11 protein-coding genes are annotated in these 15,131 nt (G+C 53.9%); 8 read left to right on the forward strand and 3 right to left on the reverse strand.

The genetic code is table 11. From position 1 onward, the window contains the following. Nucleotides 1-16: 16 nt before the first annotated feature. The gene (locus H2508_RS01900) at nt 17-793 is read right to left on the reverse strand and encodes an SDR family NAD(P)-dependent oxidoreductase (protein ID WP_220463553.1); all 777 of its coding nucleotides are present in this window, start codon (nt 791-793) and stop codon (nt 17-19) included. Between the two features lie 138 nt (nt 794-931). Between H2508_RS01900 and H2508_RS01905 the strand changes: the two genes are divergently transcribed. The 4 genes from H2508_RS01905 to H2508_RS01920 all read left to right on the forward strand — a co-directional run bounded on the left by H2508_RS01905 (nt 932) and on the right by H2508_RS01920 (nt 5,388). Continuing rightward, nucleotides 932-1,735 (forward strand): endonuclease/exonuclease/phosphatase family protein, encoded by an 804-nt coding sequence (locus H2508_RS01905; RefSeq protein ID WP_182168714.1) that lies wholly within the window; start codon nt 932-934, stop codon nt 1,733-1,735. A gap of 121 nt (nt 1,736-1,856) precedes the next feature. Then, nucleotides 1,857-3,155: a DEAD/DEAH box helicase gene (locus tag H2508_RS01910; RefSeq protein ID WP_182168715.1), complete on the forward strand. Its 1,299-nt coding sequence runs from the start codon at nt 1,857-1,859 to the stop codon at nt 3,153-3,155. Nucleotides 3,156-3,273: 118 nt separating this feature from the next. Continuing rightward, complete coding sequence (locus H2508_RS01915; protein WP_182168716.1) at nt 3,274-4,929, forward strand: AMP-binding protein; 1,656 nt, start codon at nt 3,274-3,276, stop codon at nt 4,927-4,929. Between the two features lie 6 nt (nt 4,930-4,935). Then, nucleotides 4,936-5,388: a YaiI/YqxD family protein gene (locus H2508_RS01920; RefSeq protein WP_182168717.1), complete on the forward strand. Its 453-nt coding sequence runs from the start codon at nt 4,936-4,938 to the stop codon at nt 5,386-5,388. Nucleotides 5,389-5,438: 50 nt separating this feature from the next. Here the strand turns inward: H2508_RS01920 and H2508_RS01925 are convergent, their stop codons facing one another. Beyond that, nucleotides 5,439-6,731 (reverse strand): MFS transporter, encoded by a 1,293-nt coding sequence (locus tag H2508_RS01925; RefSeq protein ID WP_182168718.1) that lies wholly within the window; start codon nt 6,729-6,731, stop codon nt 5,439-5,441. A gap of 301 nt (nt 6,732-7,032) precedes the next feature. On the opposite strand from H2508_RS01925, the gene eda reads away from it, so the two are divergent. The 4 genes from eda (at nt 7,033) to H2508_RS01945 (ending at nt 12,960) form a co-directional block, all read left to right on the forward strand. Next, nucleotides 7,033-7,659: a bifunctional 4-hydroxy-2-oxoglutarate aldolase/2-dehydro-3-deoxy-phosphogluconate aldolase gene (gene eda, locus H2508_RS01930; protein WP_182168719.1), complete on the forward strand. Its 627-nt coding sequence runs from the start codon at nt 7,033-7,035 to the stop codon at nt 7,657-7,659. Between the two features lie 74 nt (nt 7,660-7,733). Continuing rightward, entirely contained in the window at nt 7,734-10,385 is a 2,652-nt protein-coding gene (gene ppc, locus H2508_RS01935) for a phosphoenolpyruvate carboxylase (protein WP_182168720.1), read from the forward strand. A 125-nt stretch (nt 10,386-10,510) separates the two neighbouring features. After that, entirely contained in the window at nt 10,511-11,083 is a 573-nt protein-coding gene (locus tag H2508_RS01940; protein WP_182168721.1) for a YSC84-related protein, read from the forward strand. A 47-nt stretch (nt 11,084-11,130) separates the two neighbouring features. After that, nucleotides 11,131-12,960: a M2 family metallopeptidase gene (locus H2508_RS01945; protein ID WP_182168722.1), complete on the forward strand. Its 1,830-nt coding sequence runs from the start codon at nt 11,131-11,133 to the stop codon at nt 12,958-12,960. Here the strand turns inward: H2508_RS01945 and H2508_RS01950 are convergent. After that, on the reverse strand, nt 12,957-14,966 hold the full coding sequence (locus H2508_RS01950) for a hypothetical protein (RefSeq protein ID WP_182168723.1): 2,010 nt from the start codon (nt 14,964-14,966) through the stop codon (nt 12,957-12,959). The genes H2508_RS01945 and H2508_RS01950 overlap by 4 nt on opposite strands. Nucleotides 14,967-15,131 lie beyond the last annotated feature (165 nt).

A 15,131-nucleotide genomic window follows, 5' to 3' on the forward strand; every position in this document is an offset into this window, starting at 1 on the left:
GAGCCAACTGCTTTGCTTACGCGCGCTGGGAAGATAGGTTGCCGCCATCGACAACTAGTTCCGCCGCAGTGATATAACTGGCCTCGTCTGACATCAAGAAACGCACCGCCTTGGCCACTTCACGGGCTTCGCCCAGCCGACCTAGCAATATATGTCGTTCAAAAGCTTCTTTTTGACCCGGCGAGTGCTCTAGGCCCTGCAGCAGCATAGGCGTGGCGATTTGCCCTGGTGATACACTGTTAATGCGGATGCCCTTGAGAGCTAAGTCATCCGCTAGAGCTCGATTCAGCGCCAGCATGCCGCCTTTAGAGGCGCTATAGCTCGGGTTCATGGCGTTGCCAAGTGTGGCGTTGATTGAGGCAATACCTACCACTGCAGCGCCGGGGCTACGTTCCAGGTCGGCTAGAATAGCCTGCAAAATAAACACTTCCGCGCGTAGGTTAATATCCAGCACTCTCTGCCAAGTTTCCGCTGTCAACTGCTCTAAGTTGGCGACGCCGCTGACTCCGGCACTGTGTACAAAACCGCCAATAGTGCCAAGTGCCTGGCGACTGGCCGCAACGCCCTGTTCAATGGCCTGCAAGTCGGCCACATCCACCGCCAGACCAATAGATTTGATGCCGTGATCAGCGCTGAGCTGAGCTGCGAACTTTTCGGCTTGTAGTTGATCTAAGTCCCACAAGGCTAGCGGCCGACCGACTTCAGCAAGTACTTCGGCACAGGCTCGGCCAATGCCGGAGCAGGCGCCAGTAATAATCACTGGGCTTTGAGGGCTATAGGGCAGTGTTGTCACGTCTATCTCTCAGAGTTATGGCTTGTTGGCATAAATTAACACAGACTGTAGCAATGTGGACTAAAGCTGAACTTGCTTAGCCACTGAGCTATAGTGTGCTCGCCTCAAAATTGAGGCAATGGGAGAATACAGCGATATATGAATTTACAAGGCGACCAGCCAAAAACATCAATACTGAGCCCTCAGGCTCCCCCACTGAACGTACTGACTTACAACGTCCACAAAGGCTACTGCGCAGGTAATCGCCGCTTTATGCTGGAGTCTATGCGCCAGCGTATTGCGCAAACTGGTGCAGATATTGTGTTTCTACAAGAGATTCATGGCCACGCGCTCAAAAGCCCCAGGCAAAGGCGGCGAGCATCCTACCCTGAGCAACCGCACTTTGAATTCCTAGCAGATGAAGCCTGGCCCCATTATGCCTACGGGCGCAATGCTATTTACCGCAAAGGTGACCACGGTAATGCCATTCTCAGCATGCACCCTTTTACGCGCTGGGAAAACATTGACGTCTCGCTCTTTCCTCGCTCCAGCCGCAGTATTTTGCATGGGGTGATTGATATTCCCGGCTATCCAATGCCGGTGCACACCCTCTGTGTGCATTTGGGTTTGTTGGAGCGTGAGCGACGCGCACAGATTCGCGTTCTGGTTGAGCGAATTGAGGAGCATGTGCCACGTGATGAGCCGATGATTTTAGCCGGTGATTTCAATGATTGGCGTAAGCAAGCTGAACGCCACTTTCGCAGCGACCTAGGTTTAAAAGAGCTTTTTGTGCAGCTGACAGGCAGTCACGCAAAGACCTTTCCAGTGTGGGCGCCCATGTTCTCTGTTGATCGAATTTATTACCGCGGTTTAAACCCGGTATCTTGTGATTGCTTACAGACCGGGCCTTGGCGAGAGCTGTCTGACCACGCTGCGCTCTACGGGGTGCTGGAACAGAAATAATAGTCAGCCGCTTTGCAGGTCGCTAATATCCGGCTTTTATGCTGAAGCTTCAGCTTGCTGGCACTCGCCTGTCACTGAGTGACAGTTGCGAAGGCTGCGGGCCTCCACAATCAGGATACTTATGTTTAACAAGCTTGGTCTGTCGGATTATTTACTGCGTGCCATCGAGCAGCGAGGCTATCAGGAGCCCACGCCGGTTCAGCGGCAAGCCATTCCGCCCATACTAGCGGGGCGTGACCTTATGGTGACAGCCCAGACCGGCACCGGTAAAACAGCAGCCTTCACCTTGCCAATTTTGCAGCGTCTCGCCCAAGGCGCGAGTGCCAGCGCCCATCACTGTCGCGCCTTAATTCTCGCGCCGACACGCGAACTGGCCATGCAGATTGAAAGTAGCGTCGCTGATTACGCATGCTATCTGTCGATTACTCGCCTTGCGGTCGTTGGCGGGATGGCAGCTGGGCCACAGCTTGCGGCTTTACGAAAGGGTGTTGACCTGCTGATTGCAACGCCTGGGCGCCTGTTGGATTTACAGGCCCATGGCGCTCTAGAGTTTAGTGAGCTAGAAGTGCTGGTCTTGGATGAAGCCGATCGCATGCTGGATTTGGGCTTTAGCCAGGAAATAGAGCACTTGCTGAGTCTTCTGCCTAAAAAACGGCAGACACTGATGTTTTCTGCGACCTTTTCTCCTGTCATTCGCCACTTGGCACAAGCTTATCTAAAAAATCCCGTTAAACTACAGATCAGCCCGGCGAGGCTTACCGCCAACCAAGTCTCCCAGTGGGTTTATCCGGTAGATAAGAAACGCAAATTGGCACTGCTTTGCCACTTGATAGAGCGCAACGACTGGCAGCGCCTACTGGTCTTTACTCGCACTAGGCTGGGCGCTCAGCGACTCAGTGAACAGCTGTCGGAACAGGGTGTTAGCAGTGCTGCGATCCATGGAAATAGGACACAGGCAGCACGAAATCAGGCTTTAGAGGCCTTTAAACAAGACCGCATTCAGGTCTTAGTGGCAACCGATGTGGCCGCGCGCGGATTGGATATTGAAGGCTTACCCCTCGTCGTCAATTTCGATTTGCCCTCAGCAGCACAAGATTATGTGCACCGTATTGGTCGTACCGGCCGGGCTAAAGCGGCCGGCTGCGCTTATTCATTAGTCAGTGCTGATGAAATCGATAATCTGTGGCAAATCGAAAAGCTAATCTGCCAGAAGTTGCCGCGAGAAGAGCAGGAAGGCTTTGAGCCTAGGCATGCACTCCCTGTGGTAGCCAAGCAAAACAAAAGCGCAAGGCATAAAAAAGGTAGTGCTCGCCGAGCTGCTACAGCGGCGAAAGCTGCGAGCCCTAGCCCCAGCCTTGACACAAAGCCGGCTTCCGGCGCCGGGCGGCCGCGGCCATCCTTGGGCGGCCGTAAGTCTTAAGCTGTCTAATCTAGGCTGAGATCTTATTGAAATCGCTTATTTGCCCTGAGAACTCTGGTATTCTTTGACACAGCAGCCGCTGTTATAGGCTGTAATCTAATAATAAACGGAGAACAGTATGGCACTGGATACGCTTCCATCGCTGCTACACCACCAGGCGGATACGCAGCCAGACAGGGTATGGATGAAAGCCCTGAACAGCGAGGGCTCGATTGATTGGACCTGGTCTGAGGCACGTGATACGGCGATGGCTATAGCAAGTGTTCTAGAGGAGGATTTTGGACAGGGAGAGCGGATGGTTATTCTCTCTCGCAATTGTCCGCACTGGATCTTGGCCGACATGGCGATTATTGCCTCGGGCAATATTGCAGTGAGTATGTTCACCACGCTGCCGAGCGATACCGCGGATTATATCCTTAGCTTTACTAGCGCGAGCCTTATGTTTGTGGGCGAGACCAGTAATTGGCCAGCTGTGCGCGAAGTCCTTCCCGAGGGCATCAAGCTGATCGCCTTACCAGGTGTTGAACTAGACTTGCCGCACCTCAAATGGGATGACTTGGTTGCGCGAGGTGCAGGACGGCGCCCCAATTATCAGTGCCAAGCTGACGATTTGATGTCTTTGGTGTTTACCTCGGGCACCACGGGAAACCCCAAAGGTGTGATGCAAACTCACGCCAGTAATCTGATCCCGATTCGGCGCCTACTTGAAATTTTTACTATTCCAGAAAACGCCCGCTATCTTTCCTATTTGCCTCTAGCGCATATTGCTGAACGACAGATTGTGGAGTTCTCTTCCCTAGTAGTCTGTGGTGAGGTGAGTTTTAATGAATCACTGGAGACTATTTTGCGCGATCTCCAGCGTACTAGGCCCCACGTATTTTTTGGGCCGCCGCGGATTTGGGAGCAGTTTCAGCAGGCCATTATTGGCAAATTGGGCGGGCAGGCGGCGCTGGATCAGGCCCTCGAGCAAGACCGTGAAGGCACCGGCCGTTTTATTATAGAGACCATGGGCCTAGGTGAGGTGGTGTTTTGCTTGACCGCAGCGGCGCCGACACCACCGGCATTAATACATTGGTTTGATCAGCTTGGCTTGGTGTTAATGGAAGGCTTTGGGCAAACCGAAGCGATGGGTTTAATTGTCAGCACAGAGAAGGAGCGCCGTATAGGCTCTGTTGGTAAGCCCGTACCCAGGGTGGATTTTCGCATTGCTGACAATGGTGAGCTGCTGATCCGCGCAGAAGGTTGCACCCCTGGTTACTATCGCGAGCCTGAAAAAACTGCTGAGTTGCTAAAGGACGGTTGGCTGCATACCGGTGATAAAGCGCGGGTGGATGAGGATGGCTTTATCTACATCACCGGTCGAGTTAAAGATTATTTTAAAACTATTCAGGGTAAGTTCGTGGCGCCGCCGCCAATTGAGGGGGCTTTCGCTAAAAACCCACATATAGAACAGCAGTGTCTCTTAGGTCGTGGCTTTTCAAAAACGGTAATGGTTGCTGTGCTAACAGAAAGTGCCTGTGGCTTAGCGCCAGAGCAGGTTGAGCGCTCGGTCCGTGAGACCGTAGCCGAAATCAATTCCGATCTAGAGCCCCATGCCCGTATTGGTGCGGTGATTTTGTCTTGTGAGCCCTGGGGAATTGAAAACGGAGTGCTTACTCCGACCATGAAAATTCGACGAGACCAAGTAGACATACGCTTTGCCGAGTTGGCTGAACAATTAGCCCGCAGTGCTGCCGAGCAGGGGCAAGTTTTGTTGCATTGGTCTAAAGAGTAATTAGCAGTGGATATCTGGGTAGACGCGGACGCTTGTCCAGCAGCGATAAAACAGATTTTGTTCCGCGCTGCCCAGCGCACTGGTAAGACTTTAACTTTGGTCGCTAATCACAGCATGCAAGTGCCTGCGGCGGCGAACATCCGTTTACTTCAAGTGGCCCAGGGTTTTGATGTTGCCGACAATGAGATCCTCAGTCGGGCGCAGCCCGGTGACTTGGTTATTACTGCTGATATTCCTTTAGCCGCAGAGCTGGTGGCGCAGGCCTGTCAGGTCCTTGACCCGCGGGGCGAGCTTTATACCAGCGAAAATATACGTGGCCGCTTAAATATGCGCGACTTTATGGCGACGCTGCGCGACAGCGGTGTTCAAACCGGCGGTGCAGCGCCACTCGGAGCAGCTGATAAACAGCTCTTTGCTGCTCAGCTAGATAAGTTGTTGGCCCGCGCCGGGCGTGGATAGCCAGCTCAGTTAAGACTGTAGTTGTGCTCTCGAAAGCCTTTACAGCGGGCTTACTCCTCTTCTTCCTCTTCGTCTTCTTGATAGCTGCCATCGGCATGTTCCGGTAGCAGGTCGCCAGTGGCGTCGTCTGGACCACGGGGGTCAAGGTCGAAAGAGGTCGGAGCACTTTCCATACTAGCTGCTGAGAACGGAGTCTGATCGTCAACACTGACACGGTTGCGCTTAGTACACTGAATGCCGACATAGAGGGCAAAAACACCACAAATTCCCGAGGAGGTCCAAAATAGCGCCGAGGGGTCAATCGAGGTCATGACCTGACCCAGAATAAGTGGCGCCACCGCCGCAGATAAGGCATTAAGCATCAGTACCGATGTGCCAATTTCAACAAATTCGCTGCTACTAGAGTTGTCCGCCGCCATCGCCAGAGAGATTGCATACATTGGCATGGTACTAGCACCGAATAAGAACACCGCAAGGAGGTGTAGGGGGTGGCCAATAGTCCAGGCCACTGCGGCACTGGCAAGGGCTCCAAGTACGCATAAAGCGAGCATCATTAGGCGCCGGTCCACGCGGTCTGATAGCCAGCCAATGGGGTACTGAAATAGGGCGCCACCAAAAATAGCAGTACTGATAAACCAAGTCACATCACTCAGCGAGTTACTGTAACGCTGGGCGAAAACAGCGCCGAGTGACCAGAAGCCACCCACGACTAAGCCCGAGACTAGAGCTCCAGCAAAGGCTGAGCGAGAGCGCTTATAGAGCAGGCTAAAGCGGGTGCGAGTCGACTCTAGAGGAGCCGGTGCCAGGCGACTAGTAAGGCCTACCGGTACAATAGCCAAGGTTAAGAAAATTGTCGCTAAAATAAAGGGGGCCGAGGAAGCGGCGGGCCCAACCGTGATCATGACCTGCCCGAGCGCCATCGATAGCAAGGCGATAAAAGTATAGATAGCCAGCACTTGGCCGCGTGAATCAGAGCTAGTCTGATCGTTAAGCCAACTTTCAATTACTGTGTAAAGGCCGCAAATCATCGCGCCAGTGACAAAGCGCAAGAGCATCCAAGCTGCCCAGCTATCGAGCACTTCAAGCCCCAGCAACGCACTGGCCAGTAGTGCAGTCAGCACGGCAAAGCTGCGGATATGACCCACTTTGGCGATGATGCGTGGAATCACCAGACAGCCAGCAACAAAGCCCAAGAAATAGCTGGAACCGCTCATGCCGATGGCGAACTCTGACAGGCCATTGATCGATCCGCGCAAAGGCAGGAGCGTCAGCTGCATGCCGTGGCCAATCAGCAGAAGCGAGGTGGAGATCAGCAGCGATGTAAGCGTCAGTAGCGTTCTCATGATAGTAAACTGTCAAGAGTTGGGTTAGGGCGGCAGAGGGTACTCGGTTTTATTTGTGGTACAAGTCTAGGCGGTACAAGTACCGAACTGCCTTGCTAAGCTGTCCTCAGTCAGCAGGCCTTGCCGGCTTGACCAGCTGTCAATGTTGCGCAAAGCTGATCGGCTTGCACAGCGATAAGGCCGCAGGCAGCTTTGAGTCTTAGCCTGTTTAACGCATGACTAATGCTGCGCATCGGCAGTATTTACTCTAGGCTAGCATAGTTCACTGAGACTGCTGATTTTTATACAAGGAATAAAGCGTATGTTGAATGAGATGCTCCGCCAGTGTCGCGTCCTGCCAGTTATCACGGCAGTGGATGTAGCGAGCACCTTGGAGCTGTCGCGCACTTTGCAGGCGAGCGGGATGATTGCAGTAGAGATTACTTTGCGCAGTGCTTCTGCACTGGACAGTATTCGAGCTTTGAAAGACGAGCTGCCAGATTTGCATGTGGCCGCGGGTACCGTGACCAATCCCAGAGACTTAGATCTTGCTCTGGCCGCGGGGGCGGAGCTGATACTCAGCCCAGGCTTGACCCCAGCCCTACTTGAGGCTGCCACTGAGCGCCAAGCAGCATTTGTACCAGGGGTGGCAAGCGCCTCTGAGATCATGCAGGGCATGGACTATGGACTGAGTACTTTTAAATTATTTCCGGCCGCGCTCATTGGCGGGCTGGCGGCGCTGAAAGCTTTTGCCGGACCTTTTCCCGAAATCAAGTTTTGTCCTACCGGCGGCTTAAACCCGGATAACTTTCGCGATTACTTGGCACTTCCGAATGTGCTGTGCTGCGGAGGTTCTTGGATGGTCGAGCCATCGTTGGTGCGCAGTGCTAATTGGCAGCGTATTGGCGCATTAGCCGCCGAGGCCATGGCAGCTGATGGCACAGCATAGAGTAAGCTTGTAGGACAGCCGCGCAGCGTTTAGTTAGGCTGCCTCGAAACCGATGACGTGAGGGATGCAACCAAGTGGGACCGCAACAAGAACAGGCAGATTATAGTTATCTGAGAAGCAATGTGAGCTTCTTAGGCCGCTTATTGGGTGAAACCATCGCTGATGCAGAAGGCCAGGACTTTCTCTTATTAATTGAAAAAATTCGCGGCCTGTCTAAGGCTGCACGTTTGGCTACCGATGATGACGATGAGGTCTCGCGCGCTGAGCTGCTAGCGGTGCTGCGCAATCTAGATAATGAGCAATTAGTGCCAGTAGCGCGTGCTTTTAGTCAGTTTTTGAATCTTGCCAATATTGCCGACCAGCACTATGTGGTGTCGCGGCAGATGGACCCCTTGTTCTCTGCCTCAGAGCAGCTGAGCAGTACATTGAGTGCGCTGAAAGAGCAGGGGGTCTCAGAGCAAGATATAGCAGCCACGATCGATCAGCTGCAAGTGGAGCTGGTACTGACCGCACATCCCACTGAGATTATGCGCCGCACGCTAATACACAAGCACACCGAGATTGGCCGCTGCCTCAGCCAGCTGGAGTTAAGCGGTTTAACCGAGCGCGAGGAACAGCGGATTCACCAGCGCATGCGGGAGTTAATTGCACAAATTTGGTATGGCGATGATTTTCGTTTGCAGCGTCCATCGCCAGTCGATGAGGCTAAGTGGGCTTTTGCTGTAGTGGAAGACTCACTGTGGCAGGCAGTGCCAGAATTTTTACGTCGCTTAGACAGCGCTTTAATGAATAATTGCGGCCTTGCTTTGCCACTGGAGGCTGCCCCAGTGAGCTTTGTCTCTTGGATTGGCGGCGATAGAGACGGCAACCCCAATGTGACTGCCAAGGTGACTGATGAGGTCATGTGGCTCAGCCGCTGGCAAGCAACTGAACTCTATCTGCAGGAACTCGAGCGCCTGGTGGAAGAGTTGTCGATGACTGCCTGTAATGATGCCCTGCGCGAACTCTCCGGTGGCGCCCACGAGCCCTATCGGGCGGTACTGCGAGAACTGCGCGATAGCTTGCAGCAGCATCAGCAGGCGATCGAAGCGCTACTGGCCGATGCTAGCCGGAGCAAGCGCCTACAGCCTTTAGCAAAAGAGCAGCTGCTCGAACCACTGTTAGTTTGCTATCACTCGATGCTGGATTGCGGCATGGAGACCATTGCCAAAGCAGGACTGCTGGACTTGCTGCGCCGGGTACAGTGCTTTGGTGTACATTTATTGCGTCATGATATTCGACAAGACAGCGCCCGCCACACCGAGGTCCTATCTGAGTTAAGTCGCTATCTCGGGCTTGGTGATTACGCGGAGTGGGATGAGCAAAGCCGCTGCACCTTTCTGTTGCAGGAACTCGCCAGTAAAAGGCCATTGATTCCCTCGCGCTGGGAGCCCTCGGCTCAGGTCAAGGAGGTGCTGGATACCTGTGAAGTCATCGCGCAGCAGCCAGAGTCAGCCCTAGGCGCCTATGTTATATCGATGGCTCGGCAAGCATCTGATGTACTGGCAGTGCACCTTTTGCTGCGTGAAACAGGCTGTCCCTTCAACCTACCGGTGGTGCCGCTGTTTGAGACCTTAGATGATCTGTCTCGGGCGCAGCAGGTGATGAAACACTTACTCGATAATCCTTGGTATCGCGGTCATATCAATGGCCGTTTGATGGTGATGATCGGCTACTCTGACTCAGCGAAAGATGCAGGGGTAATGGCCGCATCTTGGGCGCAGTACCGCGCCCAGGAAGAGTTGCTTGCGGTATGTGCCGAGTACGGTGTTAAGCTGACCTTATTTCATGGGCGTGGCGGTACTATTGGCCGCGGTGGAGCTCCTGCACATGAGGCGCTGTTATCACAGCCGCCGGGTTCGCTCGAGCATGGTTTGCGGGTCACCGAGCAAGGCGAAATGATTCGCGCCAAGCTGGGTTGGAGTTCTCTGGCCGTACAAACACTGGCCTTATACACCACGGCGATTTGCCGAGCGAATTTGTCCACGCCCCCTGCGCCACGGCCTGAGTGGCGCGAAGTGATGGAGGCCTTGTCTGAGGACTCATGCGCGGCTTACCGGGCGGTCATTCGTGGTGAGCCAGAGTTTGTGTCCTATTTTCGCTATGCCACACCGGAGCAGGAGCTAGCCGGATTGCCCCTAGGCTCGCGCCCCGCACGCCGCGCTGGCGGAGGCGGGATTGAAAGTCTGCGGGCCATCCCATGGATTTTTGCTTGGTCACAGAACCGCTTGATGTTGCCTGCTTGGTTGGGCGCCGGCAGTGCCCTGCAAAAAGCTATCGACAATGGTCAGCGCCAGCTGCTGGAAGAGATGGCAGCTACATGGCCGTTTTTTGCCACCCGTCTGTCGATGCTGGAGATGGTCTTTGCCAAGGCAGACGTGGGCCTTTCGGCGCACTATGATGATTGTTTAGTGCCGGCGGAGTTGCAGCATATTGGCCAGTCGCTGCGTCAACAGCTGGCACTGGACCGCGACACCGTGCTGGCCTTACACGGCGCCGACACCTTGCTGCAAGATCTGCCCTGGATCAAGCAATCGATACAATTGCGTAATATCTATACTGACCCTTTGAACGTCTTGCAGGCTGAGCTGCTACAACGGCAGCGTAAAGTGGCCGAGCCTCTGCTGGAGCAAGCCATTATGGTGACTTTTGCTGGTATTGCGGCGGGCATGCGCAACACTGGCTGAGCAGCACAAAGGCGCTTGACCGCTTATAGTCGGCCCCACACAATAGCCGCGGTCGTCCGCAAGCCTGCGGCACCGGCGGTGGGGCACAGTCTTCCCATTGCTATGATTACTTAGAGATATTAGCTATGCAGAAACTATTCAAAGTATTTAGCGTGTTTGCGCTACTGACAGTGGTAGCTCAAGGCGCCTGGGCTGATCGCTACAGTGACGCTGCCAACTCTTTTAAAAATGCCGGAGTCAGTGGTAAATATTTCAACAAGGCTTACGGCTACGCCTTATTCCCCACGATTGGTAAAGGTGGCATAGGGCTTGGTGGCGCTCACGGCAAAGGCAAAGTTTTTGTGGCGGGGCAAGCAGTTGGCAACACCACTATGACCCAGTTAACACTGGGTTTTCAGTTGGGTGGTCAGGCATTTAGCCAAATAATTTTCTTTGAAGATCGGCGCGCCTTTGAGCACTTTACTTCAGGCAATTTTGAGTTCAGCGCTCAAGCAACAGCAGTTGCAATCACCGCTGGCGCCTCTGCTGAAGTGAATACAGGTGGCGGCGCATCGGCAGGCATCAGTGGCGGGCGCAATGATGCAGCCACCACCCACGCTGGTTATCGCAAAGGCATGGCCGTTTTCACCATCGCTAAGGGTGGCTTGATGTATGAGGCCGCGCTGGGTGGGCAGAAGTTTACTTATACTGCGCTGTGACAAGCCCAGCCTTTGAGGGGCAAGCAGTAAATTAAGGGAGAAGGATTATGGTCAAAAGGAAAGCGAGGGGCTGGCTGAGGCCACTGCTATTAGTAACAGCTGTGACAAGTGTCTCGGGCTTAGCCGCAGACAGCCTGAGTGAGCAAGACGTTCGCGAGTTCATCGATCAGGCTGGGCAGCGCTCTACTCAGCTATCGCTAGAGGGCACTCGGGCTGAGTGGGTGTTTCAAAATTTTATTACTCACGACACGCAGCAGATAGCCGTATCAGCCAGTAAAAAATCCACCATAGAAGGCGGTAACAATGCCCGCCAGGCCCGCGATTATTTAGCACTGCCGGGCCTGTCGCAGAAGACCCGCCGAGATCTTGAGTTGATTAGGCAGGGGGTGACTGTGCCCTCACCGGCTGATGAGGCCCTCACGACCGAGTTAGTGGAACTGGGTGCTCAGCTGAAGAGTATTTATTCCACTGGCAAATATTGCGATGAAAGCGGTAACTGCCAAGTGTTGCGCGATATGAGTTTGCGCATGGCCAGCAGTCGCGATCCACAAGAACTGCTGCAACTCTGGCAGGGCTGGCGTGAAGTATCACCGCCGATGCGAGACATTTATGCTCGTCAGGTGGAGCTGGCTAATCAAGGCGCTCAGGATCTAGGTTATGAAGATTTGGGCGACTACTGGCGCAGCCGCTATGACATGAGTGGTGAAGCTTTTGCTCAGGACATGGAGCGCTATTGGCAGGAATCTAAGCCTTTATACGATGAGCTGCAGTGTCATGTGCGCAGTCGCTTGGGTGAGTTTTACGGTGAGCAAGTGCTGCCTGATGACGGCACCATTCCAGCGCATCTGCTGGGCAACATGTGGGCCCAAGGTTGGTCTAACATTGAAGACTTAGTAATGGGCGGCGAATACCAAGCGCCTTTCAACTTGACCCAAATACTTGAGCAGCGCGATATGGATGCTCGGGATATGGTCAAAATGGCAGAGGGCTTTTTTAGTTCACTGGGTTTTGAGGCACTGCCTGAAACCTTTTGGCAGCGCTCTTTGTTTACCCGGCCTAAGGACCGCGAAGTGGTGTGTCATGCCAGCGCATGGAACGTCGACGCCAAAGATGATCTGCGTATAAAGATGTGTATTCAGCGCACGGGTGAAGAAGTGCGAGTGGTACACCATGAGCTAGGCCACAATTACTATCAACGGGCCTATAATCAGCAGCCCTATTACTACCGGGGCTCCGCTAACCCAGGTTTTCATGAGGCAGTGGGTGATGCAATTGCCCTATCTGTCACACCGGCCTACCTGGTGGAGATTGGTTTGCTCGACGAGCTACCTAAGAGCAGTGATGCCACGGATATTGCTCAGCTGATGAGTTTGGCTCTGGATAAGGTTGCCTTCTTGCCCTTTGCTTACATCATGGATAAATGGCGCTGGCAGGTATTTGCTGGGGAGCTCACGCCGGAGCAGTACAACCAAGCTTGGTGGGATCTGCGCCGTAAATACCAAGGCGTGAGTAGTCCGGTAGCGCGTGCTGAGGATGCCTTTGATCCCGGTGCTAAATATCACATCCCAGCTAACGTCTCCTACAGCCGCTACTTTTTAGCGCATTTGTTGCAGTTTCAGTTCCACCGCGAAATGTGTGAGAAAGCTGGCTTTAAAGGGCCACTGCACGCCTGTTCAGCCTACGGTAGCAAGGAGGCCGGAGAGGCACTGAATAAGATGTTGAGTGCCGGCAAGAGCGTGCCCTGGCAGGATACGCTAGAGGCCTTTACCGGTTCTAGAGACGTCGACCCCTCCGCCATGCTGGAGTACTTTGCGCCGCTTAAAACTTGGCTGGTAGAGCAAAACCGCGGTCGCCAATGTGGCTGGCAGGACGCTTAAAGCAGCACTAAGAGCGCAGCTATTGTCGTCACTGTGATCAATCCGGCACCCACAGCGAGTGGGTGCCGTGTTTCTAACAAGAGTGTCAGCACCGTCGAGCGATCCGCTCTGCGGCCAAAGCGTGACAGTGGTACCACGCGACTTTTTAATTGTTCTAAGTCAAAGCCTGGCAAGCAGCTTGGGCCAGCAAATATCAACACATCGTCAATCATTAAAAACCAGTTGCGATAGCGGATTCGCTCGCTGTCAGCGTGATGATATATCCCGCGGTGGTCTACCAGTATCAGCTGTTTAGCCAGCAGCCCAATATGTCCCTTAGCTTTGCGGATATAAACTTCTAGTGCCAGTGCTGGTCCAGTGAGAAATAGCACTAGGGCAGTCAGCTGCGCAGCACTGGGCATGACTAGGCCGGCAAGCAACAGTGCGCAGCTGCAACTGCTGGCAAGGTAGCGATTGGCCCAGCGCCGCAAGCGCGCTTGACGCTCTGGCTTGTGTTTTAGCCACTCGATATCTCCAGCCACAGCGTCAAGGGGCTCAGCACCTTGGATGTTCCAATCTTTGAACACATGTTGGCGCAGTGATTGTAGATAGACCATTGCCGCGGCACAGAGAAATAGGGTTGCCAACAGAGTGCTCAGCCCCTGTTGCCAAAAATTCTGCCAGCGTTGCTGCTTTTGTCGCTCCTCAATCAGTTCTAAAAATAGATTGGATGTCAGTGCTACTTCTGCTTGTCCTTGGCTGTTGAATCGCGCGAGATCACTTTGTGATGGGTCCAGTACCAATAACTTTTGGCCCCAGACCAGCAGCTGTTCAGGCCTAAAATTGCCCTCAAATTGCAGCTCGCGGACAAAGGCCCAGCGGCTATCGAAGAGATACAGCCCTCGGTCGCCACCCTCGGGCTCGCTTAATATGACCCACCAAAACTCACCTAGCTTAGCGAAACTGAGGATGTTTTCCCGGCCGGCTTCCAGCGCTGGGGGGGCGAGCAGGAGCACTTGGTCAAGTTGCTCGGCCAGGGCCTGGTCCTCATAGCGCAGGACACTCAGCGCTGGTCCTTCGCGACTTTGGGTATAGAGCAAGCCTTGATGCAGCACCAGCGTTGGGGCAGTGATCAGAGGCTGCTTAGCCGTGGCTAGTATTGCGCCATCAGGCCCCAGCTTGCGCACTAGGCCTTGCTCAGAGAAGGCCTGGAACACAACGCCGCTGTCGGGGTGGGTGGTGACTGCTTCGGGGAGTGCAGATTGAGGGCCAAAGGCTTCACAGAGACGGCTTTTCAAGGCGCATAATGCAAGCGCGGCGCCCTGATCTTCAGCTTCTTCGCTCACTGTGTTGCCGAGCAGGAAATAGCGCTCTTGGTCGCCGCTGGCGAACACTCCGCGGGCAGTGCTAAAACCCAATTCCTGCAGCGCGATACGCTCGCTGCCAATGCCGGCGTGATTGTGCCGTAACACAGAGTCTTCAGTGAGTAGTAAGAGTTCGCCCATGCTGTTCGCTGTGAAGCTCAGTGGTCCTGTAGGCACAGTTGTTGGAGTGCTCAGCGAGCCGGCAATGACGGTGGCAATTAAGGCCAGAGCACTTGCTGCGCACAATAGCAGCCAGCGCCGCTTTGAGCTTTGCGCTTGTGCAGGGCGATTGCGGGCTGTAGCAGAGTTGCGAAAGGGGACTAGGGCATAAAAATTCGGCACTGCCAGCTGCGCACTAGTTTTAGAACGCGCTTTGCTAGGGCTCTTATTGCGGGCGTGCTTAGCGCTTAGGGCTGGCGCATCTGCTTGATCTTGACTGCGAAGTAACTCAACAACTAGGCCGAGCTGCTGGAATTGCTGATAGCGTTCAGCGGCAGATTTTCGGTCTAAACCAGAGAATAGAATAATCTTCTGGCCAGAAAAATAGTACTCCAGACGGGCGGCATCCCTGATGCCCATTAGCTTAGCAAAGCGCTGCCGCACAGCCACAGGATCGTAAGACTTAGCTATTTGCCCTTGAAATAAGAGCTTAAAAGTGTGCACTCCGCTTTGTGCGCTCCGTGGTGATCGTTGTTTTGTAGGGCGAAAATGTACGGTTTTTAGTAGTTGTTTGCCAGAGTGCTGTTATTCGCTTGAGTTAATGGCCCCAGTGATAAAGCGGTTTTTTGCTTAAGCAATCTGGCCGGCGCCAGTAATTGTGGTCGCCTA

The organism is Sediminihaliea albiluteola (assembly GCF_014077625.1).
GTDB classification, from domain to species: domain Bacteria; phylum Pseudomonadota; class Gammaproteobacteria; order Pseudomonadales; family Halieaceae; genus Sediminihaliea; species Sediminihaliea albiluteola.